Below are 26,121 nucleotides of genomic sequence, written 5' to 3'. Positions count from 1 at the left end.
GTCTCCTTGGAATAATCCGCCCATTCTCACACGGAAGGGCCACCACTCCAGTTACAAACCTGCGACAAGATGGCGCCTACGCATGCGACAATCCAAGCACAAGACTACCATCTGATGCACTCCTCTGCACCCCAGCCTGCCCCAATGGGCAACGATGCCTTTTCCACCGGGCTGGATATTGTGCCGGTCCTGGACACCGCTGGCGCCATTACCCTGATGGACGAGAGTGAGGAGCTGTACCTTGAAATAGCCCAAGCCTACGTGATCGAACTTGCCGGTCTGCTTGCATCACTGGAAACCGCCCTGGCTCGTACCGACCTTACGGAAGCCACGCGGACATTGCATACCTTCAAGGGCTTGTCGTTGACGGTAGGAGCACAAAGACTTTCAGAAATATGCAGGCGCTGCGAACTCGTGCTCAAGACCATGCTCGCCGAGTCCCGCACACTCGACGCCGTAATCCGCAGCAAGATGACTGCCGCCCTGCAGGAGGGAACGCAGCAAACTGCTGCTGAACTTGAGACCTATCTGAAACAGCAAGCCCAGCCGACAGCAATGGATGCCTCGTCCTCGGCGCAAGGTCAACACAATCTCGCTCTCCTGAACGACTTGCGGGATTTGCGCCACTTGCTGGCCCGATCCGACCTGGCGGCTCTGGACCGATTTTCTGCACTGCAGACAACCTACCCAGATTTGGCTGAGCCTCTGAAACAGCTCGGGCTATGGCTCAAGGCTTTTGATTTCTCACAAGCTATGGTTCAATGCGATGAACTGATTCGCAAATGCAGCCCACTCGCATAGTAGAACATGAACGATATCGAGACCTCTGTGGCGAAGTTACTGGATAGCACGCACGGCAAGCCCAAGCTGCTGGTCGTGGACGATCAGCCCATCAACATCCAGGTCATGTACCGGTGCTTTGCTGGCGACTATCAGGTATTCATGGCCACCAGTGGCGAGCAGGCTCTGGAGCTGTGCAAGGGCAATCCCCCGGACCTGATTCTGCTGGACGTGGTGATGCCCGGATTGGATGGATTTGAAGTCTGCAAACGGCTCAAGGCTGACGAAACCACGAGTCACATACCCATCATTTTTGTGACCGCCCACACCGATCCGGCGCAAGAGACGCATGGCCTGAATCTGGGCGCGGTGGACTTCATTGCCAAACCGGTGAATCCGGACGTGGTGCGGGCCCGGGTCAAGACTCACCTGACCCTCAAGTTCCAATCCGACCTGTTGCGTCGGCTGGTCTTCCTGGATGGTCTGACTGGTGTGTTCAACCGGCGCTACTTCGACCAGCAAATTCTCACGGAATGGGCACGTGCGGTGCGCAGCAATTCACCGCTGTCGCTCATTCTTCTGGATGTGGACTTCTTCAAGCTGTTCAACGACCAATACGGCCACCAAGCCGGTGATGATGCGCTCCGACAGGTTGCCAATGCACTCAAAATCAGCCTGAAGCGCCCCGCGGATCTGGTTGCACGCTTCGGCGGAGAAGAATTCGCCTGCATACTTCCAGAAACCTCCTATGAAGATGCTCTGGCCATTGCGGACCGCCTGCAACGCAGCATCCGGGAATTGAACATACCGCACGCAACCTCCAGCGTCGCCGATGTCATCACCATCAGTGTGGGACTGGCAACGCGTGTCGGCAATGCGGGAAACGAAGCAACGGACTTGATCGGCCTAGCCGACATCATGCTGTATGAGGCCAAGCACACGGGGCGTGCCCGCGTGTGCAGCAGCGTGCTGGAGACGGCCACCTGAGCCGCCCCTTCCACTGCGCCTATTGCGCGGCGCGGCGGCTCAGAATCTCGAACGCCGGCAGGGTCTTGCCTTCGAGCACTTCGAGGAAAGCACCGCCACCGGTGGATATGTAGCCAATCTGCTTTTCAATGCCGTACTTGGCAATCGCTGCCAGGGTGTCACCACCACCCGCGATGGAGAAGGCGCTGGACTCGGCGATGGCATGGGCAATGGTGCGGGTGCCACCTTCGAAAGCAGCAAATTCAAAAACGCCCACGGGGCCATTCCAGACGATGGTGCCCGCGGCCTTGAGCTGCTCCGCCAGTACCTTCGCAGTCTGAGGGCCGATGTCCAGAATCAGGTCGTCGTCCTCCACTTCCATGGCCAGCTTGGTGGTCGCGATTGCGTCCGCAGAAAAGGTCTTTGCCGTTACTACATCGGTAGGAATAGGCACGGCGGCTCCACGCGCGCGCATGGCTTCAATCACGGCAGTCGCTTCAGCCAGCAGATCGGGTTCCGCCAGACTCTTGCCGATCTTCAATCCCGACGCCAGCATGAAAGTATTGGCAATGCCGCCACCCACAATGAGCTGGTCCACATTGGCGGCCAGACTCTTGAGAATGGTGAGCTTGGTCGACACCTTGGAGCCCGCCACGATGGCGACCAAGGGACGCTTGGGTGCCATCAATGCCTTGGAAATGGCGTCCATCTCAGCGGCCAGCAACGGACCCGCACAGGCTATCGGGGCGTACTGGGCGATACCGTAGGTGCTGGCTTCGGCGCGGTGAGCGGTACCAAACGCGTCGTGCACGAAGATGTCGCACAACGCCGCCATCTTGCGGGCCAAGGCCTCGTCGTTCTTCTTCTCGCCCTTGTTGACGCGGCAGTTTTCCAGCATGACCAGTGAGCCGGGCGCCACGCTCACACCGTCCACCCAGTTGGACAGCAAAGGCACTTCACGCCCCAGCAGTTCACCCAGGCGGCGGGCCACCGGAGCCAGCGAATCTTCCGGTTTGAAGGCTCCTTCCGTGGGGCGCCCCAGATGGGAGGTGACCATGACGGCAGCGCCGGCCTTCAGGGCCAGCTCAATGCACGGAACGCTGGCGCGAATGCGGGTGTCTTCGGTGATGTTGCCTGCATCATCTTGTGGAACATTCAAATCAGCGCGGATAAACACGCGTTTGCCAGCCACCTTGCCTTGGGCGCACAAATCGGAAAAACGGATTACGTTCATGGGTTCACCTTGGTTGGAAGATCAATAAAGCTTGCCGGATTGTAGAAGCCAGCACACGTCCTGAGCGTGACAAGTATCAAGGCGCAGTCTGTAACCGAGGTGGTGTCACCAGCCCAAACCGATATGCAGCGGCAGATAAACTGCCATGCCGGCGACTATGGTGCCGAGCACCGCCTGACCTCCCCCGCGACGAGCAAAATAGTAGACCAGACCACCCAATGCGCCAAACAGGCGCGCATCTTCCAACGTGTGAATCAGCTGCCCCTGGCTCATGACGATCTCGGGTGCAATGACCGCGCCCAATGCCGCAATGGGCGCGTACTGCAGGCCGCGCTCGGCCCAATGTGGCAGCTGCCATTCCTTCTCTGAGATGAAGAAAAAGCAGCGCGTCAGCACTGACACACCCACTAGCGCCACGATGGTCACCATATGCCAGCCGCTGATGTCAGCAATGAATGTGCCCATGGCTAGCGACCCGGTTTGCCAGTGAGAGGGCCCGCCCAGGGCGAGCGCTCCAGCATCAGACTGAAAGCTACGGCCGCCGCGATGGCCACCAAAATATTCAGCTTGAGCGGCAGCGCAAAGGCCGCCACGCCGGCTGCTGCCGCAATACCTCCGGCAATCCAACGCAAAGGGGACGAAGCAAGCGAACAGGTCATACCGACCAAGGCAAGAATGCCTGCAAAGCCCAATCCCCAGGTAGTGGGAATGAAGTTGGCCAGTACCACGCCTACCAGACTGCTGGCGGTCCAGCTGAACCAATTGATGCTGCCATTGCCCAGCAGGTAGGCGACTTGATCGGCCCGTCCTGCATCGTCTGTCGCCGGTTCGGGGTGACGCTTGACGAACAGCACGTAAGTCAGATCACCGGTGAGGTAACCGCACAAGAGACGCTTGAGGAATGGCACATGCATGACATACCTGCGCATATGGGCGCTGAACACAACAAAGCGAAGGTTCACGCAAAACGCCGTCGCCAGAATAACCCAGATCGGCGCGCCCGCTAGCATCAGGGGAATGGCTGCGAGCTGTGCACTTCCGGCAAACACGGTCAGGGCCATGAACAAGGATTCAGCCGTCCCCAATCCGGACTTGACCATGGCCACACCCGTCATCAACCCCCATGCGGCAATGCCCGGCGCGACCTGCGCCATCTCCACAAAACCCTGGCGAAACTCCGTATTCCTGACGATCTGGCGAATGGTCTGCATCAGAGTGCAGCGTCTCTGGTCGATGGAGCCGATTCGCAGCACATCCCCGCTTGCAGATCAAAACCGCGCAAAAAGGCATCAACCGGCAAACGCTTGCCCCCAGGCCGCTGCAGCTCCCGCATGACCACAGCACCACGTCCTGTGGCAACGGTAATGCCAGAGGCATCCACTGCCACCACGGTTCCGGGGAGGGCATCCGTAGGTGCAGAGCCCGGCACCGCCTGCCAGACCTTGACGGTCTCCCCTTGCAGCACCGTACTGGCACCCGGAAAGGGATTGAAGGCCCGCACCCGGCGGCAAATGCTGAGTGCATCTTCGCGCCAGTCGATAGCTGCCTCGTGCTTCTCGATCTTATGGGCGTAAGTCACGCCCTCTTGCGGCTGGGGCGTTGCCATCAGCTCGCCTTTGGCAAGCGCATGCAGTGCGGTCACGATCATGTCTGCACCCAATGTGGCCACCTTGTCGTGCAGCGTGGCGGTCGTGTCGTCCGCCTCGATGGCAATGGCCTGGCACAGCAGCATGTCACCGGTATCCAGCCCGGCATCCATTTGCATGATGGTGACGCCAGTCTGGCTGTCTCCGGCTTCAATGGCGCGGTGAATGGGTGCAGCTCCGCGCCAACGTGGCAAGAGGGACCCGTGGATATTGAGGCATCCCAAGCGCTTGCGGCCATCCGCGAGAGGCGTTTGCATGGTGTCGAGCACCCACTGGGGCAGGATCAGCCCGTAGGCAGCCACCACCATCACATCAGCGTCGCAGGCTTCGATCATCGCTCGCGCAGCGGCGGCGTCTTGCGCGTATTTTCCGTCGAGCTTCAAGCCCTGAGGTTGCGCCAACGGCAGTCCCTGGGCCACCGCAAATTGCTTGACGCTGGAAGCCTGCAGTTTCATGCCTCGCCCGGCCGGCCGGTCTGGCTGGGTCAGCACCAGCACCACCTGCATACCGGCGGCGTGGATGCGCTCCAGAGCCGTGCGTGCAAATTCCGGCGTACCGGCAAAGATGACTTTCAGGGGCGTTGTAGGCAATGAAGTCAACGCGCTTCCTCGCGCTGCAGCTTCTGCATCTTGGTCTTGATGCGGTTGCGCTTGAGCACAGACAGGTATTCCACAAACACCTTGCCCAGCAAATGATCCATTTCATGCTGAACGCAAATGGCCAGCAGGCCATCCGCTTCGACGGTGCGCTCCTGGCCTTTTTCGTCCAAGGCCCGCACGTGCACGGCCTCGTGGCGAACCACTCCGTCATAGATGCCGGGCACCGACAGGCAACCTTCTTCGTTGAGCTTGGTGGCTTCGCTCTTCCAGGTCAATTCGGGGTTGATCAGTACCAGTGGCTGGTCGCGCTCCTCTGAAATGTCGATAACGATGACGCGCTCATGCACGTTCACCTGGGTCGCAGCCAAGCCAATGCCCTTGGCTTCGTACATGGTTTCCAGCATGTCGGAAACCAGCGTCTGGATACGCTCGTCCACGGAGGCGACGGGCTTGGCGACCTTGAATAGCTTGGGGTCGGGATAACAAAGAATCGGGAGTAGTGCCATGTTTTTGCTGAAGAGATGTCGCTATTTTCGCCACTTTTGCCTATTCGGTTTGGGCAGCACACCCAAAAACGTTGCCCAATCAAGGGCTTGAGCGCAAAATCGTGCGTAAACTATCAAGTCAAACCCCGGGACGGCTGCACGATATGACGATACACCTGATGGCGAAATCCAAAGTGGCACTGGCCGCCCTGACTGCATTGTCCAGCGCACTATTGATTGCGCCAGCATTTGCACAAAATTACCCCATTACCCCGGCCCAAAGGGCCACAGCAAATCAAGTCGCACAAAAAGGCGTCCCTCTGAGTGAGCTGGCGCCCAACGCCCCTGACCGCTACACCATCAAGAGCGGCGACACCCTGTGGGACATCTCCAAGCTGTACCTCAAGAGCCCGTGGCGCTGGCCTGAGCTATGGGGCATGAACCTGGACCAGATCAAGAATCCGCACCGTATCTACCCCGGTCAGGTTCTGGTGCTGGAACGCGCGGATGGGCGTGCCACCTTGCGCATCGATGACGGTGGGCTGGTACCGGCAGACATCAATACCGTACGGGTTTCACCGCGGAATCGCCTGGAGGCGCTGCCTGATAGCGCGCTGCCGACCTTGCGACCCAGCGTGATCGAACCGTTCCTTGCCGAGCCCATCATTGTGGATGCGCTCGAGTTTGCTGCTGCGCCGCGGATCGTGTCGGCCCAGGAGGGCCGCGTACTACTGACCCGTGGTGACCGGGCTTATGCACGCGGACAAAATGGCATGCCGCTGCTGGACGACCAGCAATCCGAGAAGATCTTCCGGGTGTTCCGTACCGCGACCCCCCTGAAAGATCCGGAAACCGGCGCAGTGCTGGGTTATGAGGCCATTTACGCTGGCAAGGCAAAACTCAAGAGCAGCGAGACCACATCGGAAGAGGTGGATGCCAGCGGGAAAGTCAGCACTGCCATCGTTCCTGCGCGCATTGACATCATCAGTGCCAAGGAAGAGATACGGGTAGGAGACCGCCTGCTGCCCGAACCGCCGCGCGATATCCGCACCTACACCCCGCACGCGCCGCAAGGTGCCCTTACCGGACGCATCGTCTCGGTCTATGGCAGCGCCGTGGAAAACGCCGCCCAGAACCAGGTGGTAGTCATCAACAAGGGCAAACTCGACGGGGTGGACAGCGGCACGGTGCTCGCCATCCTCAAGAACGGTGCACGCATCATCGACAAGCAGGACGAGGCCCGTCCTCTGCTCAAGCTGCCCGATGAGCGCAACGGTCTGATGATGGTGTTCCGGACCTTTGACCACCTGTCCTACGCGCTGATTCTGGACATTACCGACGGCGTGCGGGTGGGTGACAGGTTGGCGTCTCCCCGCTAGTTTTTAATTTTGCACATGGGCACAATGCGGCCCATGAATCACTACGAACTTGCCGCCTGGCTGCGGCTTTTACTGACTCCTGGCATCGGCAGAGGCACGGCGCGTAAGTTGCTGACGGCCTTTGGCCTGCCCGCAACGGTGTTGGAGCAATCCCCGGCTGTCTTGGCTGAACTGCTCAGCCCGGCCCAAGTCCATGCTTTGTCGATCGAGCCACACGACCTGGCATCGCAACTGGATGTCACCTGGGCATGGCTGAACGCTGATCCTTACATGCGGCGTGTGCTCTGCCTGGGTGACCCGCTGTTTCCCCAACGGTTGCTGGACATTGAAGACCCTCCCTTGCTGCTGTATGCGGTGGGTCGACCTGAAGCCTGGGATAACAACCTGCTGAACGCCGGAACCTGCCTGGCCGTCGTGGGCAGTCGCAACCCCACACCGCAGGGTGCTGCCAACGCACGGCAGTTTGCTTCCGCGCTGGCAGGCGCGGGCCTCACCATCGTCTCCGGTATGGCACTTGGCGTGGACGGCGCTGCGCATGAGGGTGCGCTAGAAGGGGCAGCTTCAGACGGGCTGGCCACCATTGCGGTGGTGGGCACCGGCCTGGACCGGGTCTATCCCAGGCAACACCGCGATCTGGCACATCGCATTGCCCAGCGTGGCGTGATACTGAGCGAATTTGCCCTCGGTACTGGCCCTCTGGCGCCCAATTTTCCGCAGCGCAACCGAATCATCTCGGGTCTTTCGCAAGGCACGTTGGTGGTGGAGGCCGCCTTGAAGTCCGGTTCGTTGATCACTGCCCGACTGGCCGTGGAACAGGGCCGTGACGTGTTCGCCATACCTGGCTCCATCCACGCAACCCAGTCACGCGGCTGCCACGCCCTCATCAAGGAGGGCGCCAAATTGGTCGAAAGTGCGCAGGACGTTCTGGATGAGCTGGTGCTGGAGATGACTCAGCCCGCAAACATCCCTATCGGGCAACAGACCGTGCGGGAGCAGGGGAGCGAATCTGCACTGTTGCAGGCCCTGGGTTTCGATGCCTGCAGTCTGGATGCCTTGCAGGCGCGAACCGGCCTGCCCACTCCCTCGCTGTTGGCGGAACTGATGACGCTGGAACTGGAAGGTATGGTGGCCCGCCTGCCGGGCGGGCTCTACCAGCGCTTGGTGCAGGCCTGAAGGCGTTGCCGTATTGGTCTGAACGCAAGAAAAAGGGGGGAAGTCCGGCCAACGGCCAAGGGGCATTTATTACGCGCTATAGTCCCCTCCATGTTTGAAGTCCTAGCGTTTGTTTACGAGAACTACGACCCGGGTGAATCCTGTCCGGAACCCGCACACCTGAAGCGCAAGCTCAGCGCGGTGGGCTTTGAATCCGACGAAATTGGCGAAGCAATTACCTGGCTCAAGGGTCTTGATGGCGCAGTCCGCCCCTCACCGCCCACCCCATGGTTGATACAGCCTGAAGCAGGCAGTACACGCATCTATCCTCGTCACGAACAAAACCACCTGGGCGTGGCCGCTATGGGTTTTCTGCATTTCATGGAAAACGCCGGAAAGATGTCGGCCGAATTGCGCGAAGTCGTCATTGACCGTGCCATGGCCGCACCAGGCGGACCGGTGTCGCTAGACGACCTCAAACTCATCGTATTGATGGTGTACTGGCGTTTTGGTCAGGAGCCCGATGCGCTGGTGCTGGATGAGCTCTGTGACAACGCCAGCGCGCGCGTATCACACTGATCTGGAAGCGCTTAGCTACTAAGCCAACAGACGCTCGGGGTTGGCTTCGAGTTTGGCCAGTGCGTCGCGCGTAGCGCGTACCGTCAGTGCCTCTTCTTCCTGCGGCTTCAGCAGACCAGCCTGCAAATAGGCAGCAAGGCGTCCGCCTTGAATCAGGAAGCTCTTGCCGGATGTGGCGGCAAACAGGTTCAGGTGCTTGCGCTCACTGCGCCAGGCAAACTGCACCTGTGTCACCTGGTTGTTGTGATCCAGAGTGAACCACGAACCCAGCTGCAACTCCGCCGCCCAGGCCAGCATGGCTGCCGTGGGCTTGGCGCCACCGCCGGACACCACCTCTATCGCGGCGGCCTCTATCCCCAGCATCATCTCCAGACTCTCGGAATCCAGCGGCAGGTCGCCCATGACGTCATCGCTGACAAAGTCCTCGAGATTGCTCAGGCGCTGTGCCATGGCATCGATTTTGGCTTGCGGAATGGCTTGCGTCTTGGACAAGAAGGCATCTGCCAACGTATCGCTGATCTTCTTGACATGCCGCTCCTGCTCACTCGGCGCCATCGCCAGCAAAGTCATGCCGGCACGCAAGCGCAGCAGCAGATTGGGCAACTCCTGAATCACCTTGGCACGATCCGTCCGGTTGGGCTTGGCACTGGCCGCCCACACCAACTCGGACGCGCATTTCTTGAGGGTCTGTGTATCCGCATGCTTGGCGCCCTTGCGGATGGCAGACACGGCCAGCACTTCGGACCAGACCTTGAACAGGAAATCGCGAATTTCATCGCGCACCGGCAAATCCTTGAGCATGTCCCGGATTTCAATGGTGTACTGGATTGCCAACGTTTCCTTTTGCTCCACCTGCTGCGCGACACTGACCACTTTTTGGGTGGTGCCCTTTTCGGTCAGGAACTTGGAGAGGAACTTCTGAAACTCTTCGTAGACAATCTGGTAAACCTTTTTGCCAGTCTCCGGATATTGCTCGATGACCTGAACGATGCGCTTGACCTCGGTTTCCATAGCAGCAGTTTGCACACCCGTGCCATCAAAACCCATGACGCAAGAGCCCATGCGGTCGATCAACAGGCGCGCTGGATGGTCTGTGGTACTGAGGAATTCAGAATCCTCCAGAGCCACCCGCAAGACCGGCATCTGCAGACGCGCAAACCAGACTCGGACTCCCGGTGGAATACGCTCTTCCGCCAGTATGGCCTGGAACATCAGGGCCACGATTTCAATGGTGGCTTTTTCGCTCTTGGTTTCAGCCTTTTGCTTGAGCTCGGCCGTCTTTTCCCGCAAGTCCACGGCCACGCGGGCCACACCCGCCGGGCTAAAGTCTTCGTACAGGGTGCCGCCTGCGGCATAACGCGCGGCAACCACCTGTGGTGAGATGGCCTCGGTCAGCGCGTGGGATGGCCGGTGCAGCTCGGTGGCGGCAAAGTCATCCACTGCGTGGCTGACAAAGATACGTTTCAGCTGACTCAGAACACCTTGGGCACGGACTCTGGCACGCGCCAATGGAGTGCCAGCAGACAATATGCGCGCTTCTTCAGTTGCGGAATATCCTGCATCGGATCCCATAGGTTCGGTGGGCGCGGATTGCTTCCAGAACGGCGTACTACCAGAAAAGAATCCACCGGCACCCGAACTGCGGGGAGTCGCTCCGCCCTCGTGTCCACTGGCGGCATCACCATAACGTGGTGCAACCGAATCCGAGCCGGTCACCGGCGACTGTGGCTGCGGTGGCTCTGGCGCACGGAAAGCCGGACGTTGAACACCACCACGCAGGGCACGTGGCGCCTTGACCCGGTCCTTGAGTTCAATTACTGGCAATACGCCCCTGCTGACCAACTCGTCATTGACCGCCTTGTAGGCTGCTTTCATGGCCGTTATCAGGCCACGCTGCACCACTTCGCTGACCATGCCCCAGTTATCGGATGACATCCCCGACTTGGGCCATTGCTCGACCAGCAGCAATACCAGAACTTCCGGCCTGAACAGATCGCGGTCAGCCAAGTCCTCAATATCTTCCAGGTATTTGATACGTACCCGCAAGTCGTCCAGTTCGGAGATCACCTTGTCGTTGACTGCCAGCACCAGGCGCGAAGCCACGATCTTGTTTTCCACCTCGTCGGTGCCCACCAAGGTCATGGCGGAAGTGTCCAAGCGCGTCGAATCCTTCTTGGTCTTGACCGGTTCCAGGCAGGACTTCCACTCCGCAATCGTCCGATTGACCCACACCTGGCGCGCATCCTTGTAGGCCATCCAGGCATCGCGGCGGGGCTGCACTTCCTTGGGTGCACAGGGCTCATCCACCAACTCGGTGAGTCGCACCTGCACGGCTGCTGCAATTTCCTCCATTGCCCCGCTGACATCGGCCAGAAAGCGCTCTCGCAAGCTCCTGGCGAACTGCAAACGGGATGCTGACTTGGGTGTGGTTGCCATATCTGGCTAGATATTAAACCGTGGCACCTGCGTTGGGGTCATTCGGGTCTTCATCTTTTTTGACCGTGCCCTTGATCAGGTCTTCGCGCTTGATGCCAAGCCACATGGCAATGGCTGCCGCCACAAACACCGAGGAATAGATGCCGAACAAAATGCCGATGGTCAAGGCCAGTGCAAAGTAATGCAAAGTGGCCCCACCAAACAACAGCATGGACAGCACCATCAGCTGGGTACAGCCGTGGGTGATGATGGTGCGGCTGATGGTGGAGGTAATGGCGTTGTCGATGATCTCGACCGTGTTCATCTTGCGGTAGCGCCGGAAGTTCTCACGAATCCGGTCAAAGATCACGACCGACTCGTTCACCGAGTAACCCAGCACAGCCAGCACCGCCGCCAGAACGGGCAGCGAGAACTCCCACTGGAAGAAGGCGAAAAAGCCCAGGATGATGACCACATCATGCAAGTTAGCGATGATGGCCGCAACCGCAAACTTCCACTCAAAGCGGATGGCCAGATAAATCATGATGCCGGCCACCACGCAGGCCAGGGCCTTGAGACCATCTGCAGCCAGTTCGTCGCCTACCTGGGGTCCGACAAACTCGGTTCGGCGCAGGGTCGCGCTGGCATCGCCCGCCTTGAGCGCGGTCAGGACCTTCTCACTTTGCTGTGCCGAGTTGCTGCCCTTTTGCACCGGCATGCGGATCAGCACGTCCTGCGCGGTACCGAAGTTTTGCACCTGCACGTCCTGGATGCCCAGCGCGTCGACGGCGGAGCGGATGGCATTCAGGTCAGCGGGCTGGGAGTAGCTCACCTCCATCAGCGTGCCACCGGTGAACTCCACCGACAGATGCAGACCGCGGGAGAACAGGAAGAAGACAGCCGCCACAAAAGTCAGGGCCGAAATCGCGTTGAACAGCAGTGCATTCCGCATGAAGGGAATGTCACGGCGGATTTTGAAAAATTCCATGTCAGTACTTCCCGTTTAGCTCTTGATGATCTGGTCGCCCGCCGTGGGCTTCCACACCGTGCCAATGGACACGGTCTTGAGCTTCTTCTGGCGGCCATACCAAACGTTGACCACGCCGCGTGAGAAGAACACGCCCGAGAACATGCTCGTCAGAATGCCCAGGCAGTGCACCACGGCAAAACCACGCACCGGCCCGGAGCCGAAAGCCAGCAAGGCCAGACCCGCGATCAGGGTGGTGACGTTGGAGTCGATGATGGTGGCCCAGGCGCGGTCGTAACCGGCGTGGATGGCAGCCTGCGGCGAAGAACCGTTGCGCAGCTCTTCACGCACGCGCTCGTTGATCAGCACATTGGAGTCAATCGCCATACCCAGCACCAACGCCATGGCCGCCATGCCGGGCAGCGTCAGCGTGGCCTGCAGCATGGACAGCACCGCCACCAGCAGCAACAGATTGACCGCCAGCGCCAGGCTGGAAATCATGCCAAACAGCATGTAGTAGATACACATGAAGACGGCCACGGCACAAAAGCCCCAGGTCACGCTGTTGAAGCCCTTGGCAATGTTCTCGGCACCCAGCGACGGACCAATGGTGCGCTCTTCGATGATTTCCATGGGCGCAGCCAGGGAACCGGCACGCAGCAGCAAGGCCGTGTCGGCGGCTTCCGTGGTCGTCATGCGACCGGAAATCTGCACCCGACCGCCGCCGATTTCGGAGCGGATCACCGGTGCGGTGACTACTTCACCCTTGCCTTTTTCAAACAGCAGGATGGCCATACGCTTGCCAATGCTCTCGCGCGTCACGTCGCGGAAGATGCGTGCGCCCTTGGCGTCCAGCGTCAGGTGGACCGCAGCCTCTTGCGTCTGGCTGTCAAAGCCGGGCTGGGCATCGGTCAGGTTGTCGCCGGTCAAGATGACCTGCTTCTTGACGATCACCGGCGCGCCACTGCGCTCCAGGTAGCGCTCGGTTCCAAAGGGTACCGGGCCGGTGCCAGCCTCGGCAGCGCGGGCCTCCGCGCTTTCTTCCACCATGCGGATTTCTAGCGTGGCGGTGCGACCCAGGATGTCCTTGGCCTTGGCGGTGTCCTGCACGCCGGGCAGTTGCACCACGATGCGGTCCAGCCCCTGCTGCTGGATCACCGGCTCGGCCACGCCCAGTTCATTGATCCGGTTGTGCAGGGTGGTGATGTTCTGCTTGAGCGCCTGCTCCTGAATCTTGCGACCCGCCACCGGGTTGATGGAGGCCACCAGCTTGAATCCTGTGCCATCGGGCGACTCGGTGCTGGTCAGCTCATTGAACTGGTCCTGGATGATGCCCTTGGCCGCATCCATGGTCTGGCTATCCTGGAACTTGACTTCGATGGTCTGGCCATTGCGGTTGATACCGCTGTGGCGCACATTCTTTTCACGCAGCACCGTACGAATATCGCCGGCCAGCGATTCGGCGCGCTTGCTCAAAGCGGCCTGCATGTCCACCTGCAGCATGAAGTGCACGCCGCCGCGCAAATCCAGGCCCAGGTACATGGGAGACGCATGCAGCGCACTCAGCCAGGCTGGCGAACGGCTCAGCAGGTTGAGCGCCACCACATAGGCGGGATCTGCCGGATCCGGGTTCAGCGCCTTCTGGATCGCATCCTTGGCCTTGAGCTGCGCATCGGTATTGGAAAAGCGCGCGCGGATGGAAGTTCCATCCAAAGCCACCGCGTCGGGTGCAATCCCTGCGGCCTTCAGCGCATCTTCCACCAGACCCAGCGACGCGGAATCCAGCCGCATCCCGGTCTTACCCACGGATACCTGTACCGCCGGGGCTTCACCAAAAAAATTGGGCAGGGCATAGAGCCCGCCCACCAACAGCGCGATCAGGATGATCGCGTACTTCCATACCGGGTAACGGTTCATGTTCGCGCCAGGGTTGTTTGGGGAAAATTACTTGATGGAGCCCTTGGGCAGCACTTGCACCACAGCATTGCGCTGAATCTGCACTTCCACGCCGTTGGCCACTTCCAGGCCCAGGGCGTTGTCGCTGATCTTGGTGATCTTGCCCAGAATACCGCCCACGGTGACCACTTCGTCACCCTTGGCCAGCGCATCGATCATGGCCTTGGTTTCCTTTTGCTTCTTCATCTGGGGGCGGATCATGACGAAGTACAGCACCACAAACATCAGCACCAAAGGCAGCATGCTCATCAGCGAAGACTGCATGTCTCCACCAGCGGCGGCAGGAGCGGTTTGGGCGTAGGCAGAAGAAATGAACACAGGCAAACTCCACAAAAGGGGATTAAAGACGGCTCACGCACACCGCCCGCCCCTTGTTACATGGAGTCAGGTCTGCGTGCGAGGCAACCCTGCATTGTAATTGGGCGGGGATGACGGCGTTTCAGGAAGCCCAGGATTTGCAAGGGAATGCGCCAGCTGCCATGTAAAGCTGCACGGGAAGCGCTGACTGTGCTACCCGGCAAAGGTTTTTTGGAGGTGCGCGACCATCAAGCGCAGGCGCGGTGGCTGGAATCCGTGCGGGTGGTAAAGCAGGTGCAGCGGTGCCGCCTCTGTGAAGCAGCCGTCCAGCACGGTGATCAGCCGCCCGGCTTGCAGATCGTCGGACACATCCAGCAGCGACTTGTACACAAACCCCAGTCCGTTGACGGCCCAGCGCCGGAGCACCTCCCCGTCATTGCTCTCATGCTGTGGGTTTACCTTGACCGTGCGCCGGGCGCCGTTGCTGCGGTAGACCCATTCGTTCATGAGCCCGCCGGAGGTCACCAGCGCCAGGGTGGGCAGGCCGGCCAGATCCGCAGGCGCCTGCGGCACGCCCACACGGGCCAGCAAACCGGGCGACGCACACACCACCCGGCGGCTTTGTGCAAGCAGGCGGGCCACCATGCGGCTGTCCGGTGGCTGCCCGTAGCGGATGGCCAGATCGATTTCATCGCCCACCAGGTTGACCGGCGTGTCGTCCAGGGACAGCACCACACGGACATGCGGGTGCTGGGCCTGAAAACTGCCCAGGTGGGTCAGCAGGGCATTGCGCCCCAGGTCGGACGGAGCCGAGATGCGCAAGGTGCCCCGCACCTCGGTCTGCCCGGCCAGCAGCAGCTGTTCGGCCTCGGCCAAGGCGTCGAGCGCCTGTTGGCCGTAATGCCGGTACGCCTCGCCTTCTTCGGTCAGGCGCAGGCGTCGCGTGGTGCGCTCAAACAGCTTGACACCCAGGGCCGCTTCCAGCCGCTGGATGCAGGCACTGGATGCAGCGGCCGACAGGCCCTGCTTGCGGCCCGCGGCAGAAAAGCTGCCCAGTGCCGCAGCGTCCACAAACAGGCGCAAATCGTTGAGTCGATCCATGCCGGCAGTATCCACCATGCGCATGTCTCCGGTGGTGCGACTTGCACTATCGCTCGGGCACTCCCGGCATGGTGAGCGCCCATTCGGCAATGCGGTCCTTGCGCAGGAACACCACGCCCGGATGGCCCAGGGCATAGCGCAGGAAGTCACCCAGCACCTTGATGCGTGCGGGCGTGCCACCAATGCGGTCATGCAGCGAGACTGACATCATGCGTCGGCGTAGCGCGGCCTCGGCATACAGCTGGTCAAACTCGTCGCGCAGCTCCTGGCCGAACGCTGCCGCGGTCAGTGGCCCCTCCGCGCCGTAACGGGTAATGTCGTTGTTGCGCAGCGTGTAGGGCACGATGGCAAAGGGCTGGCCATTGACCGTGGTGCGCAGCGGCTCGTCCGCCGACAAATCGTCGATGTGGTAACGAAAACCCAGGGACTGCAAAACCGACAGCGTATTCGGCGTACCGCGCAGCCAGAAGGCATTGAAGCCGGTGGGCCGGGTGCCGGTGGCGCGCTCGATGGCTGCCACATTGGCCACATAGGATGCGCGCTCTTCTTCGGGGCTGAGCGTCCAGTGGGGCGTCCAGGTGTGTCCATGGGCGGCGGCTTCGTGGCCCCGTTCCACAATCTCGCGGGCCAAAGCGGGTGTAGCCTCCACCGCACGGCCCACCATATGCGAGGTCACCGGCACGCGGTAGCGGTCCCACAGGTCCAGCATGCGGGGAATGCCCTCGCGCACACCGTAGTCAAACCAGGTGGCCGCCGGCAGATCGGGCACGGCCTCGCGCAGCGGTGGAAAAGGTGCGCCGTTGTCGCGCTCGCCTTGCGCCCCCGCTTCGAATTGCATGGACAGCGAAACAACCAGGCGTATGCCCTCGGGCCAGTGGGTTTTCATAGCAGGCCTCCGCCATCCACGTCGATGACCGCGCCGGTCATGAATCCGTTGGCCATGGCCAGCACGTAGGCCTGCGCCAGCTCGTGGGGGAGACCGACACGCCCGACGGGCAGACCGGCGCCTATGCGCGCCAACGTTGCCTCACGCGTGGAGCCGCTCCAGAGCTCGGTATCGACGACACCGGGGCTGACCACATTGACGCGCCGGGGTGCCAGCTCCTTGGCCAGCTGGCGCGCCGCCGCTTCAATGGCTGCATTGACGCTGCCTTTGAGCAAGCCGCCTGCACTGGGCTTGCGCGACAGCAATCCGGAGGTCAGGGTGACCGACGCCTGCGGCGCCAGCTTTGGCAGGGCGGAACGAATGGCGCGCAAGGCGCCAAACAGCTTGACCTCGTAAGTCAACGCCAGCTCGGCATCGCTAAGCTGCGCCAGGCTGGGCGAGCCCACGCGTGCGCCAGCAGTGATGACCAGGTGGTCCACAGGTCCCAGTCGTGCAAAGGCCTGGTTCACGCTGTCCGGGTCGGTCACATCGCAGGCAATCTCGCTGCCACGCCCCAGCACTGTTACCTCGGCGCCTGCAGTCTTTGCAGCACGGACCACTGCACGGCCAATGCCGGATGTGCCGCCCACAACGACCACATGCTGGCCTTGCAAGGAAGAAGAGAAGTTCATGGTGTATTCCTTTGTGTGGACTGCATCAGCGGGCAACCACACCCAGTTGCTGCAGCAGGGTCAGGTTGTCTTCCAGATGCCAGTTCTCGGCGATACGGCCCGCTTCCACGCGGTAGAGGTCGAACGCCCGGAAGTCGACGGCCTGGCCCTGGCCCTGCACGCCGCCGAACTGACCACTGAAGTGCCCCTGGAAATGCAGCCGCACGCTGACCCGGTCACCCGCCACCACCATGTCATCGATTTCAGCCCGCAGATCGGGCACGGCCGCGCGAAAGGCCTGCGATGCTGCCAACGGACCTTGGGGGCCCTGCGGGCGGCCGGCGGGCAAGGTGCGGTCCATGAAGCTGGTGGCAAGTGCCGCTTCGGCAAAGGCGGGTTGGCCGGTATTCCAGAAGGCGGCATAGCGGCGCGCGGCCAGTACGGCGCCCTGGCTATCGGGCGCGGCAACCAGGTGATGCGGCTGCGGCAGATCGTCGGCAGGCGGAGTTGCTGCAGCAAACGTGGCAACCGGCAGGGCCACCATCAGGGCAGGAAACAGGGGTAAACGAAGCATCGCGAAAAGTTCCTCAAAACAGTTGTGCGCGGAATGTGCGCATGGAGGAATTCTTGGACTTTCAGCCCCGTTTGAGAATGCGTTTGCGCCTTGAAGGACTTTCTTGCCGGGCTTGAGAATCAGCCCGGCACCAGGCCGCGAAGTGGTTGGTTGGTAAGCTCAGCCCACCTATGCAAGCCTTACTCGACACCATCGCCACGATGGAACCCTGCTCCGATGCCACGCGCCTCTTCCATGGCCGTGGCGGCCTCTTTCCCGGTTGCGAACACCTGGCGCTGGACAGCTACACACCCGTTTTTGTGCTAACCAGTTTTCTGCCGCTGGATGACGCCGCACTCTCACAGGTCCACACGGCGCTGACCGCACGCTGGCAGCAGATCGCTAGCGAGCAGCCGCTCAATTGGGTGTACCAATGCCGTGCGCAAGGACACCTCGAGACGCGGCTGATGGCCGGCACCGTGCCGGACCCACATGTGGTGCAGGAAGGTGGGGCGCGTTTTCGCGTACATGTGGACAAGGGCCAGAACCATGGTCTGTTCCTGGACATGGCAGAGGGGCGGCGCTGGGTACGTGACCATGTGGCAAGCCAGCCGCGCTGCAAGGTGCTCAACCTGTTTGCCTATACCTGCGCCTTCTCCGTGGTGGCCCTGCAGGCCGGTGCGCGGCAGGTGGTCAACGTGGACATGAGCCACGGCGCCATGCGCGACGGCCAGCACAACCACCAGCTCAACGGCATCACGGCGGGGGCCAGCTTTCTGGCGCATGACATCTTCTCAACCTGGGGAAAGATCACGCGCAGCGGCCCGTATGACCTGGTCATCATGGACCCACCCAGCTACCAGAAGGGCAGCTTTGTCGCCACCAAGGACTATGCCCGCCTGATACGCCGCCTGCCAGACCTGCTGGATGCAGGCGGGCATGCACTGCTGTGCCTGAATGCGCCCGAGCTGGGCAGCGACTTCCTGCAGCAGCAGATGCAGGAGCTGGCGCCCGAACTGCAATATGTGCAACGCGTTGCCAACCCAACTGCGTTTGCAGACGTGTCACCCGAGCGTGCGCTCAAAGTGCTGGTCTACCGGGCAGCAGACTAGGCGACGCGCATGCTGCGCTCGCCATCGGGTCTGCCGACCTGCATGCAGCGATGAATCAGCGTCGATGTCTCCTCCAGGCATTCGATATTGCGCAGGAAGGCTTCGAATTGCTCCGTCGGCATGGGGCGTCCAAAGTAGTAGCCCTGGTAGACGATGCAGCCCGACTCCAGCAGGAAGTCCCGCTGCTCCTGCGTCTCCACGCCTTCGGCAATCACGGTCAGGCCCATGGTCTGGCCCAGGGCAACAATCATCTTGGCAATGGCCGCATCGTTCGCATCCGATAGCACCGTGCGGACAAAGGACTGATCGATCTTGAGCTGGTCCAGCGGCAGGCGCTTGAGGTACGAGAGCGACGAATAGCCGATGCCGAAGTCATCCAACGCAAAGCTCACGCCGTGCGAGCGTAGCGTGGTCATCTTGGTGATGGTGTCCTCCACGTTGTCCAGCAGCAGGCTTTCGGTCAGCTCCAGCTTCAACCTCTTGGGGTTCGCACCAGTGCGCTGCAGGGTGGCGAGCACCTGCTCCACAAACTCGCTCTGGTGGAACTGGCGGGCACTGACGTTGACCGACAGCACGAAGTCACACAGCGTGCAACTGCGCGCCCACTGCACCAGCTGCTCGCAGGCGATCTCCAGCACCTGCAGGCCCAGTGGCACCACCATGCCCGACTCTTCTGCAACGCCAATGAATTCACCTGGCGACAACAGCCCGCGCTGCGGATGCTGCCAGCGCACCAGGGCTTCTGCACCGACGAGTTTGCCCTCGGCATTGATCTGCGGCTGGTAGTGCAGCACGAACTCGCGGCGCTGCAGGGCCTGGCGCAAGGCGGCTTCCAGATCGGCGCGCACCTTGATGGCGGTCTGCATGGCCGGGTCAAAAAATCGCAAGCCATTGCGCCCGCCGGCCTTGGCCTGGTACATCGCCAGATCGGCGTGGCGCAGCAGTTCCTGCACGGTCTCATTCGACTTGCAGAACATCACCACGCCAATGCTGGGGCTGCTCAGATGGACCTGCCCGGCGAGCTCATAAGGCATGTTGAGCGTCTCCAAAATGCGCTCGCCCACCTGGCGGGCCAGGTGCATGGCGGGCTCGAGCTGTGCATTCAGGTCGGTGAGGATGACCACAAATTCGTCACCCCCCAATCGGGCCACCGTATCGCCATCGCGTATGCAGGTTCCCAGCCGCTTGGCCACTTGCTGCAGCAGCAGGTCGCCCACTTCGTGCCCGGCCGTGTCATTGAGCGTCTTGAAATTGTCCAGATCGATGAAGAACAGCGCGCCGCGGTTGCCACTGCGGCGAATGCCTGTCAGCGCCTGCTGCAGGCGATCCATCAGCAGTCGGCGGTTGCCCAGCTTGGTGAGCGGGTCGTAGAACACCAGCTCGCCAATCTCCTTCTCGGCCTTCTTCTGGCGGGTGACGTCGGTAGAGGTGGTCACGTAGTTGGTAATGGCGCCATTGCTTCCTCTGACAGCTGTCATGGTGTACCAGACCGGGAAGAGCTCACCGTTCTTGCGCCGGGTCACCATCTCGCCACGCCAATACCCTTTTTGATCCACTTCACGCCAGAGCTCTTCATAAAACGCTGAGCCGTGGCAATGGGAGCGAAACAGCTGGGGCGTCTTGCCGATCACTTCTTCCGGTGTGTAACCACTGGACTCGGCAAACGCCCGGTTGACGCGCAGGATGACTTTGTTGGCATCGGTGATCATCATGCCCTCATGCGCCTCAAAGGCGGTAGCCGCAATGCGCAACTCCCGCTCTATGCGTTTGCGCTCCGCCGTGCGCATGCTGTTGCCGGCATGGCGCGTTTTCTGGTGGTGTCGGCTGGCTGGCAGGGCTTCGTTCATTGCGGTGGTCATCATCTGTTCAATCCTTCGCAGTTGTGCTGCACTTTTGCTGCTGAATCCCGGAGAGTCGGCCTGGTAAATCCTGAGTTTGAGGACATGCACCAGGGCTCTGCGCACCATTTCGTTGAAGCGGACATTGCTCATGACAAGTTGAATCGTTGACGGGTATTGCAGGCCCCTGCGCCGGGTGGATTGCCTGGGCCTCTCTCTGGTGGGGTCGCCAGAAAGAACGGTGTGACTGCAGGTCTGCAAGTCAGCTGATACGTACTATTGCGTCGGCCCGGTACAAATAAAAGGAGCAGATACGGCTCATTTCGCCATAGCAGATGACCGCAGCAACCCGCGCCAGACCGGATTTGCGCATTGACAGCCCTGCCGCTGCAGCGTTCAATCCCATACCATTTGTTGCAGGTCGCAGGGAAGGAATGTTGCCGATGAAGCGCTACGAAGTACTCGCCAAGGAAATCGAGGGCTCCATCCATGCCGGCGTTTTGCGCAACGGTGACAGGCTACCCTCGGTACGCAGTACCAGCACCAGCCGTGGCCTGAGCGCTTCCACCGTGTTCCAGGCCTACTACCTGCTGGAAGCGCGCGGCATCATCCGCGCCCGGCAACGTTCGGGTTACTTCGTCAACTGGAGCTCGCGCAAGGCGCCACCCACGGTGGATGCCCCCTCACAACCCGCCAATACACCCATCTCCGTCGATGTGTGCGCCCGGGTATTCGCCATTCTGGAGTCCACCCGTTCGCGCAACGTGGTGCCCTTTGGCTCGGCCTTTCCCAGCCCGCTGCTCTTTCCACTGGCGCGCCTGGGCCGCTCCATGGCCCAAAGTGCCAAGAACTTTGAACCCTGGGATACGGTGGACTATCTGACACCGGGAAGCCCCGATCTGCGGCGCCAGATCGCGCTGCGTTATCTGGCCGACGGCATGCAGGTGCACATGGATGAGATCGTCATCACCAACGGAGCGCTGGAGGCACTCAACCTGTGCCTGCAAGCGGTCGCACGCCCGGGTGATGCTGTCATTGTGGAATGCCCGACCTTCTACGGCGCGCTGCAGGCGCTGGAAAACCATGGGCTGCGTGCCATCCAGGTACCCACCTGCCCCAAAGGCGGAATCGACCTGCCCAGCCTGGAGAAAACCATACAGCTGCACCAACCGGCTGCTTGCTGGCTGATGCCCAATTTCCAGAATCCGCTGGGCACGCTGATGGCCGAGGACAAGAAGAAGGCGCTGGTCGAGTTGCTGACACGGCATGATGTTCCCCTGATCGAGGACGACGTGTACGCCGAGCTGTACTTCGGCGACAAGCGGCCGCTACCGGCAAAGGCCTATGACACGACGGGCATCGTGATGCATTGCTCCTCGTTTTCCAAGTGCCTGGCACCAGGCTACCGCATCGGCTGGTCCGCACCTGGCCGCTATGCGCGGCGAGTGGCGCAGAAGAAATTGATCACCACGCTGACCACTTCAGCACCGGCGCAAGGAGGTCTTGCCAACTATCTGGAACAGGGCGGCTACGACAAGCATTTGCGCAAACTGCGTCAGACCCTGGCCGAGCAGCAGCGCATTTTTTCGCAAGCGGTAGGTCACTACTTTCCCGCCGGCACACGCGCTACTCGACCAGAAGGCGGCTATTTCCTGTGGGTCGAACTGCCCGAAGGAGTGGACGCCATGCATGTGCATGAGCGCGCACTTGCGATGGACATCAGCGTGGCACCGGGCCCGATTTTTTCAGCGTCGCATGCATTCAAGAACTGCATCCGCCTGAATTTCGGTCACGCCTGGAACGACGCCAGCGAACGGGCCATGGCGGCGCTGGGCAAGATTGTTGCCAGCTGCGCGCCCATCACCGTAGGAGCTGTTGCGCGTTAGGCGCGCTTGGCCTCTGGCGCGCGGGCCTTCTGCAGCAGCGTGTCCCATTGCAGGCGCGCCGCCTGCAGATGTCGCGCCTTCACATGGCCAAAGCCGCGTATCTGCTCGGGCACACGGGCAAAGGCGGCAGCGGCGTCGCGGTTGCCCAGGGTGAGCGTAGGCAGCATGCCTTCGATGGCGCTGCGGTACTCGGCAATGAGTGCTCGCTCGGTGCGGCGCTCCTCGCTGCGGCCGAAGACATCCAGCGCCGTGCCGCGCAGGAACTTCATGCTCGCCAGCAGCTTCAGGGCCGTGCCCATCCAGGCGCCAAAGCGCATCTTCTGCAGTTCACCCTTGTCGTTCCTGCGCGCAAACAGGGGTGGAGCGAGGTGGTAGTTGAGTTGATAGTCACCTTCAAACTGCGCCTGGACCTTGGCCGCAAAGGCGGCATCGCTGTGCAGGCGTGCCACTTCGTACTCGTCCTTGTAGGCCATCAACTTGAACAGATAGCGCGCCACGGCCTCGGTCAAGGGCATGGCGTCTGACATGCCAAGCGCCGACTCGGCTGCGCGCACACGCTCCACAAAGGCGCGGTACTGCTCGGCATAGGCAGCATTCTGGTAGCCGGTGAGGTATTCCACACGGAACTGGATGGCCGCATCCAGACCATCTTTGCCGGTCTTGCGGCGCGGCGTGAAGGCGATGACCTGTGCGGGTTGCAGCATGCGCTGCACCGCTGCCGGGTCCACCGCCGCGCGGCGGCCCCATTCGAAGGCGGTCCGGTTGTTTTCCACCGCTACGGCATTGAGTTCAACGGCGCGCATCAGGGACTCCAGGCGCAGCGGCACCCAACCCATTTGCCAGGCGTAACCCAGCATCATGGGGTTGGTGTAAATGCTGTCGCCCAGTACCTGCACCGCCAGCGCGTCAGCGTCGAACGTAGACAGGCGCTCGCCCACGATGCGACCGATATCGGCAATGCACTGCTCGCCTGGGTTGAGCCAGTTGGCATTGGTCACAAAACCTGCGGTGGGCGTGCTGTTGCTGTTGAGCGCTACATGGGTGCGCCCCGGGCGCATGCGCACCAGCGTCTCTTTGCCAGCCACCACGATGGGGTCGCAGCCGATGATGAGGTCGGCCGAGGCAGTGCCCACGCGGGTGGTGCGGATATCGTTCTGCGTGGCACCTATGAGCACATGGCTCCAGGTCGCGCCGCCCTTTTGTGCCAGGCCACCAGCGTCCTGGGTGACGATGCCCTTGCCTTCCAGGTGCGCGGCCATGCCCAGCAACTGGCCTATGGTGATCACGCCGGTGCCACCTACGCCTGCCACCACGATGCCCCAGACCGCGCCGGGAGTGCCCTGCAGATCAGGAACATTCGGCAGCGGCAACGCAGGCAATTCCTTGGCCTTGTCCACAGCGGGCTTGGGTTTCTTGAGCTTGCCGCCTTCGATGGTGACGAAGCTGGGGCAGAAGCCCTTGAGGCAGGACATGTCCTTGTTGCAGGTGCTCTGGTTGATCTGGCGCTTGCGGCCCAGCTCGGTCTCCAGCGGCTCCACACTGATGCAGTTGCTCTGCACGCTGCAGTCGCCGCAGCCTTCGCACACGGCTTCGTTGATGACCACGCGGCGGGCCGGGTCCTCCAGCGTGCCGCGCTTGCGGCGGCGGCGCTTTTCGGTGGCGCAGGTCTGGTCGTAGATGATGACCGTGGTGCCCTTGATTTCACGGAACTCGCGCTGCACCGCATCCAGCGTATCGCGGTGCTGGATGGCAATGCCCGCGGGCAGGCCCTGCACGGTGGCGTATTTCTCCGGCTCGTCGGTGACGATGGTGATCTTCACCGCGCCTTCTGCGCGCATGCTTTGCGCAATCTGCACCACGCTGTGCCCCTCCGGGCGCTCACCCACCTGCTGGCCACCGGTCATGGCCACAGCGTCGTTGTACAGAATCTTGTAAGTGATGTTCACACCCGCCGCAATGCTCTGGCGCACCGCCAGCAGACCGCTGTGGAAGTAGGTGCCGTCGCCCAGGTTGGCGAACATGTGCTGGTCCTTGCTGAACGGTTGCTGCCCGACCCAGGGCACGCCCTCGCCGCCCATTTGCGTAAAGCCCACGGTGTCGCGGTCCATCCAGATGGTCATGAAGTGGCAGCCAATGCCGGCCATGGCGCGTGAACCCTCGGGCACGCGCGTGGAGGTGTTGTGCGGGCAGCCCGAGCAGAACCAGGGTTGGCGCTGCGGACCCTGCCCGCTGGAGAGCTCGATGGCATGCATGGCTTGCTCCTTGGCCTGCAGGATGGCGAGCTGCGCGTCGATGCGCGCGGCGGTGTCGGCATCCAGCCCCAGCTTCTTGATGCGCTGGGCAATGGCACGGGCAATCAATGCGGGATTGAGGTCGGCATTGGCCCGCAGCAAGGTGTTGGCTGTGGGATTGGGCATGGACCATTCGCCGCCTGCGCCGTAGTGGTCGGGGGTTTCCACTTCGTTGAACTTGCCCAGCACCGTGGGGCGCACGTCGGCGCGCCAGTTGTACAGCTCTTCCTTGAGCTGGTATTCGATGACCTGGCGCTTCTCTTCCACCACCAGAATCTCCTGCAGGCCGGTGGCGAATTCGCGTGTGAGCTGGGCTTCCAGCGGCCACACCACGCCCACCTTGTGCAGGCGTATGCCCAGACGCTGGCAGGTGGCGTTGTCCAGCCCCAGGTCCAAGAGCGCCTGGCGCGTGTCGTTGAAGGCCTTGCCACTGGCGATGATGCCGAAGCGGTCGTTCGACCCCTCGATCACGTTGTAGTTCAGCCGATTGGCACGGATATAGGCCAGTGCGGCATACCACTTGTAATCAAACAGCCGCGCCTCCTGCTCCAGTGCATGATCCGGCCAGCGGATGTGCAGGCCGCCCGGGGGCAGGACAAAGTCGGTGGGCGTCTGGATCTGCACGCGGTTGGGGTCCACCATCACGGTGGCGCTGGACTCCACGATTTCCTGGATGGTTTTCAGGCCCGCCCAAACGCCGGAGAAGCGGCTCATGGCAAAGGCATGCAGACCCAGGTCCAGGATCTCCTGCACATTGGCCGGGAAGAACACCGGGAAACCGCAGGCCTTGAAGATGTGGTCGCTCTGGTGCGCGGCCGTGCTGCTCTTGGAGATGTGGTCGTCACCCGCCACTGCGATCACACCGCCCCAGGGTGTGGTGCCGGCCATGTTGGCGTGCTTGAATACGTCGGAGCAGCGGTCCACGCCGGGGCCCTTGCCGTACCAGATGCCGAACACGCCGTCGAATTGGTTGGTGCCGGGCGGTGCAAAGCCCAGTTGCTGCGTGCCCCATAGGGCGGTGGCGGCCAGCTCCTCGTTCACGCCGGGCTGGAACACGATGTGGTTCGCTGCCAGGTGCTTTTGCGCCTTGACCAGCGCCTGGTCGTAGCCGCCCAGGGGCGAGCCGCGGTAGCCGCTGATGAAACCCGCGGTGTTCTTGCCCAGCTGTGCATCGCGCACGCGCTGCAGCATAGGTAGGCGCACCAAGGCCTGCACACCACTCATGAAGGCCGGACCATGGTCAATGGCGTATTTGTCGTCCAGGGTGACGGTTTCCAGTGCCTTGCGGATGTGCTCTGGCAGGTCGCGATTGAGGGGTGCGTTCATGGCTTTGTCTCCGGCGTTTTGTG

Annotated in this window: 22 protein-coding genes; 7 read left to right on the top strand and 15 right to left on the bottom strand. The window is 61.5% G+C overall.

Going from position 1 to position 26,121, the window contains the following annotated elements; genetic code table 11:
• Window positions 1-144 precede the first annotated feature (144 nt).
• Window positions 145-801, top strand: a complete 657-nt coding sequence (locus AC1RMF_RS21855) for an Hpt domain-containing protein (protein WP_493144316.1) — start codon at window positions 145-147, stop codon at window positions 799-801.
• Between the two features lie 6 nt (window positions 802-807).
• Window positions 808-1,767 carry a diguanylate cyclase gene (locus AC1RMF_RS21850; RefSeq protein ID WP_493144314.1) on the top strand — a complete coding sequence of 320 codons (960 nt, stop codon included), beginning with the start codon at window positions 808-810 and terminating at the stop codon, window positions 1,765-1,767.
• Window positions 1,768-1,786: 19 nt separating this feature from the next.
• On the opposite strand, the gene AC1RMF_RS21845 is transcribed toward AC1RMF_RS21850, so the two are convergent.
• From AC1RMF_RS21845 to def, 5 genes are all read right to left on the bottom strand, one after another.
• Window positions 1,787-2,980: a phosphoglycerate kinase gene (locus tag AC1RMF_RS21845; RefSeq protein ID WP_493144313.1), complete on the bottom strand. Its 1,194-nt coding sequence runs from the start codon at window positions 2,978-2,980 to the stop codon at window positions 1,787-1,789.
• A gap of 105 nt (window positions 2,981-3,085) precedes the next feature.
• Window positions 3,086-3,445, bottom strand: coding sequence for an AzlD domain-containing protein (locus AC1RMF_RS21840; protein WP_493144311.1), 360 nt, complete (start codon window positions 3,443-3,445; stop codon window positions 3,086-3,088).
• 2 nt (window positions 3,446-3,447) lie between these two features.
• Window positions 3,448-4,191 carry an AzlC family ABC transporter permease gene (locus tag AC1RMF_RS21835; RefSeq protein ID WP_493144309.1) on the bottom strand — a complete coding sequence of 248 codons (744 nt, stop codon included), beginning with the start codon at window positions 4,189-4,191 and terminating at the stop codon, window positions 3,448-3,450.
• Window positions 4,191-5,201: a methionyl-tRNA formyltransferase gene (gene fmt, locus AC1RMF_RS21830; protein WP_493144349.1), complete on the bottom strand. Its 1,011-nt coding sequence runs from the start codon at window positions 5,199-5,201 to the stop codon at window positions 4,191-4,193. The genes AC1RMF_RS21835 and fmt overlap by 1 nt, the downstream gene beginning before the upstream one ends.
• A gap of 20 nt (window positions 5,202-5,221) precedes the next feature.
• The gene (def, locus tag AC1RMF_RS21825; protein ID WP_342620352.1) at window positions 5,222-5,731 is read right to left on the bottom strand and encodes a peptide deformylase; all 510 of its coding nucleotides are present in this window, start codon (window positions 5,729-5,731) and stop codon (window positions 5,222-5,224) included.
• 143 nt (window positions 5,732-5,874) lie between these two features.
• Here def and AC1RMF_RS21820 point away from each other — a divergent pair, with 143 nt between their 5' ends.
• The 3 genes from AC1RMF_RS21820 to AC1RMF_RS21810 all read left to right on the top strand — a co-directional run bounded on the left by AC1RMF_RS21820 (window position 5,875) and on the right by AC1RMF_RS21810 (window position 8,820).
• Entirely contained in the window at window positions 5,875-7,089 is a 1,215-nt protein-coding gene (locus AC1RMF_RS21820) for a LysM peptidoglycan-binding domain-containing protein (RefSeq protein WP_446738009.1), read from the top strand.
• 33 nt (window positions 7,090-7,122) lie between these two features.
• Window positions 7,123-8,262: a DNA-processing protein DprA gene (gene dprA, locus AC1RMF_RS21815; protein ID WP_493144306.1), complete on the top strand. Its 1,140-nt coding sequence runs from the start codon at window positions 7,123-7,125 to the stop codon at window positions 8,260-8,262.
• A gap of 90 nt (window positions 8,263-8,352) precedes the next feature.
• Window positions 8,353-8,820: a Smg family protein gene (locus AC1RMF_RS21810; RefSeq protein WP_342620349.1), complete on the top strand. Its 468-nt coding sequence runs from the start codon at window positions 8,353-8,355 to the stop codon at window positions 8,818-8,820.
• Window positions 8,821-8,838: 18 nt separating this feature from the next.
• Here the strand turns inward: AC1RMF_RS21810 and AC1RMF_RS21805 are convergent, their stop codons facing one another.
• From AC1RMF_RS21805 to AC1RMF_RS21770, 8 genes are all read right to left on the bottom strand, one after another.
• The gene (locus AC1RMF_RS21805) at window positions 8,839-11,256 is read right to left on the bottom strand and encodes a DUF1631 family protein (RefSeq protein ID WP_493144304.1); all 2,418 of its coding nucleotides are present in this window, start codon (window positions 11,254-11,256) and stop codon (window positions 8,839-8,841) included.
• Window positions 11,257-11,269: 13 nt separating this feature from the next.
• Window positions 11,270-12,223: a protein translocase subunit SecF gene (gene secF, locus AC1RMF_RS21800; RefSeq protein WP_342620347.1), complete on the bottom strand. Its 954-nt coding sequence runs from the start codon at window positions 12,221-12,223 to the stop codon at window positions 11,270-11,272.
• A 15-nt stretch (window positions 12,224-12,238) separates the two neighbouring features.
• The gene (gene secD, locus AC1RMF_RS21795; RefSeq protein WP_493144302.1) at window positions 12,239-14,119 is read right to left on the bottom strand and encodes a protein translocase subunit SecD; all 1,881 of its coding nucleotides are present in this window, start codon (window positions 14,117-14,119) and stop codon (window positions 12,239-12,241) included.
• Window positions 14,120-14,146: 27 nt separating this feature from the next.
• Complete coding sequence (yajC, locus tag AC1RMF_RS21790; RefSeq protein ID WP_342620345.1) at window positions 14,147-14,476, bottom strand: preprotein translocase subunit YajC; 330 nt, start codon at window positions 14,474-14,476, stop codon at window positions 14,147-14,149.
• Between the two features lie 192 nt (window positions 14,477-14,668).
• Window positions 14,669-15,574 carry a LysR family transcriptional regulator gene (locus tag AC1RMF_RS21785; protein WP_493144300.1) on the bottom strand — a complete coding sequence of 302 codons (906 nt, stop codon included), beginning with the start codon at window positions 15,572-15,574 and terminating at the stop codon, window positions 14,669-14,671.
• A 28-nt stretch (window positions 15,575-15,602) separates the two neighbouring features.
• Window positions 15,603-16,442, bottom strand: a complete 840-nt coding sequence (locus tag AC1RMF_RS21780) for a polysaccharide deacetylase family protein (RefSeq protein ID WP_493144298.1) — start codon at window positions 16,440-16,442, stop codon at window positions 15,603-15,605.
• Window positions 16,439-17,113 (bottom strand): SDR family oxidoreductase, encoded by a 675-nt coding sequence (locus AC1RMF_RS21775; RefSeq protein WP_493144296.1) that lies wholly within the window; start codon window positions 17,111-17,113, stop codon window positions 16,439-16,441. Before AC1RMF_RS21775 ends, AC1RMF_RS21780 begins: the two co-directional genes overlap by 4 nt.
• A gap of 25 nt (window positions 17,114-17,138) precedes the next feature.
• Window positions 17,139-17,666, bottom strand: a complete 528-nt coding sequence (locus AC1RMF_RS21770; protein ID WP_493144295.1) for an ester cyclase — start codon at window positions 17,664-17,666, stop codon at window positions 17,139-17,141.
• A gap of 170 nt (window positions 17,667-17,836) precedes the next feature.
• Between AC1RMF_RS21770 and AC1RMF_RS21765 the strand changes: the two genes are divergently transcribed.
• Window positions 17,837-18,757, top strand: a complete 921-nt coding sequence (locus AC1RMF_RS21765; protein WP_493144293.1) for a class I SAM-dependent methyltransferase — start codon at window positions 17,837-17,839, stop codon at window positions 18,755-18,757.
• Here the strand turns inward: AC1RMF_RS21765 and AC1RMF_RS21760 are convergent.
• Complete coding sequence (locus tag AC1RMF_RS21760; protein ID WP_493144291.1) at window positions 18,754-20,619, bottom strand: putative bifunctional diguanylate cyclase/phosphodiesterase; 1,866 nt, start codon at window positions 20,617-20,619, stop codon at window positions 18,754-18,756. The genes AC1RMF_RS21765 and AC1RMF_RS21760 overlap by 4 nt on opposite strands.
• Window positions 20,620-21,038: 419 nt before the next feature.
• Here AC1RMF_RS21760 and AC1RMF_RS21755 point away from each other — a divergent pair, with 419 nt between their 5' ends.
• Window positions 21,039-22,481: an aminotransferase-like domain-containing protein gene (locus AC1RMF_RS21755; RefSeq protein WP_493144290.1), complete on the top strand. Its 1,443-nt coding sequence runs from the start codon at window positions 21,039-21,041 to the stop codon at window positions 22,479-22,481.
• Here AC1RMF_RS21755 and AC1RMF_RS21750 read toward each other — a convergent pair.
• Window positions 22,478-26,098 carry an indolepyruvate ferredoxin oxidoreductase family protein gene (locus AC1RMF_RS21750; protein ID WP_493144289.1) on the bottom strand — a complete coding sequence of 1,207 codons (3,621 nt, stop codon included), beginning with the start codon at window positions 26,096-26,098 and terminating at the stop codon, window positions 22,478-22,480. The two genes, AC1RMF_RS21755 and AC1RMF_RS21750, sit on opposite strands and share 4 nt — an antisense overlap.
• Window positions 26,099-26,121 lie beyond the last annotated feature (23 nt).

This window comes from Rhodoferax sp. GW822-FHT04A08 (genome assembly GCF_058801025.1).
The sequence above is the reverse complement of the archived record's forward strand: the minus strand, read 5'-3'. Positions and strand labels throughout refer to the sequence as shown.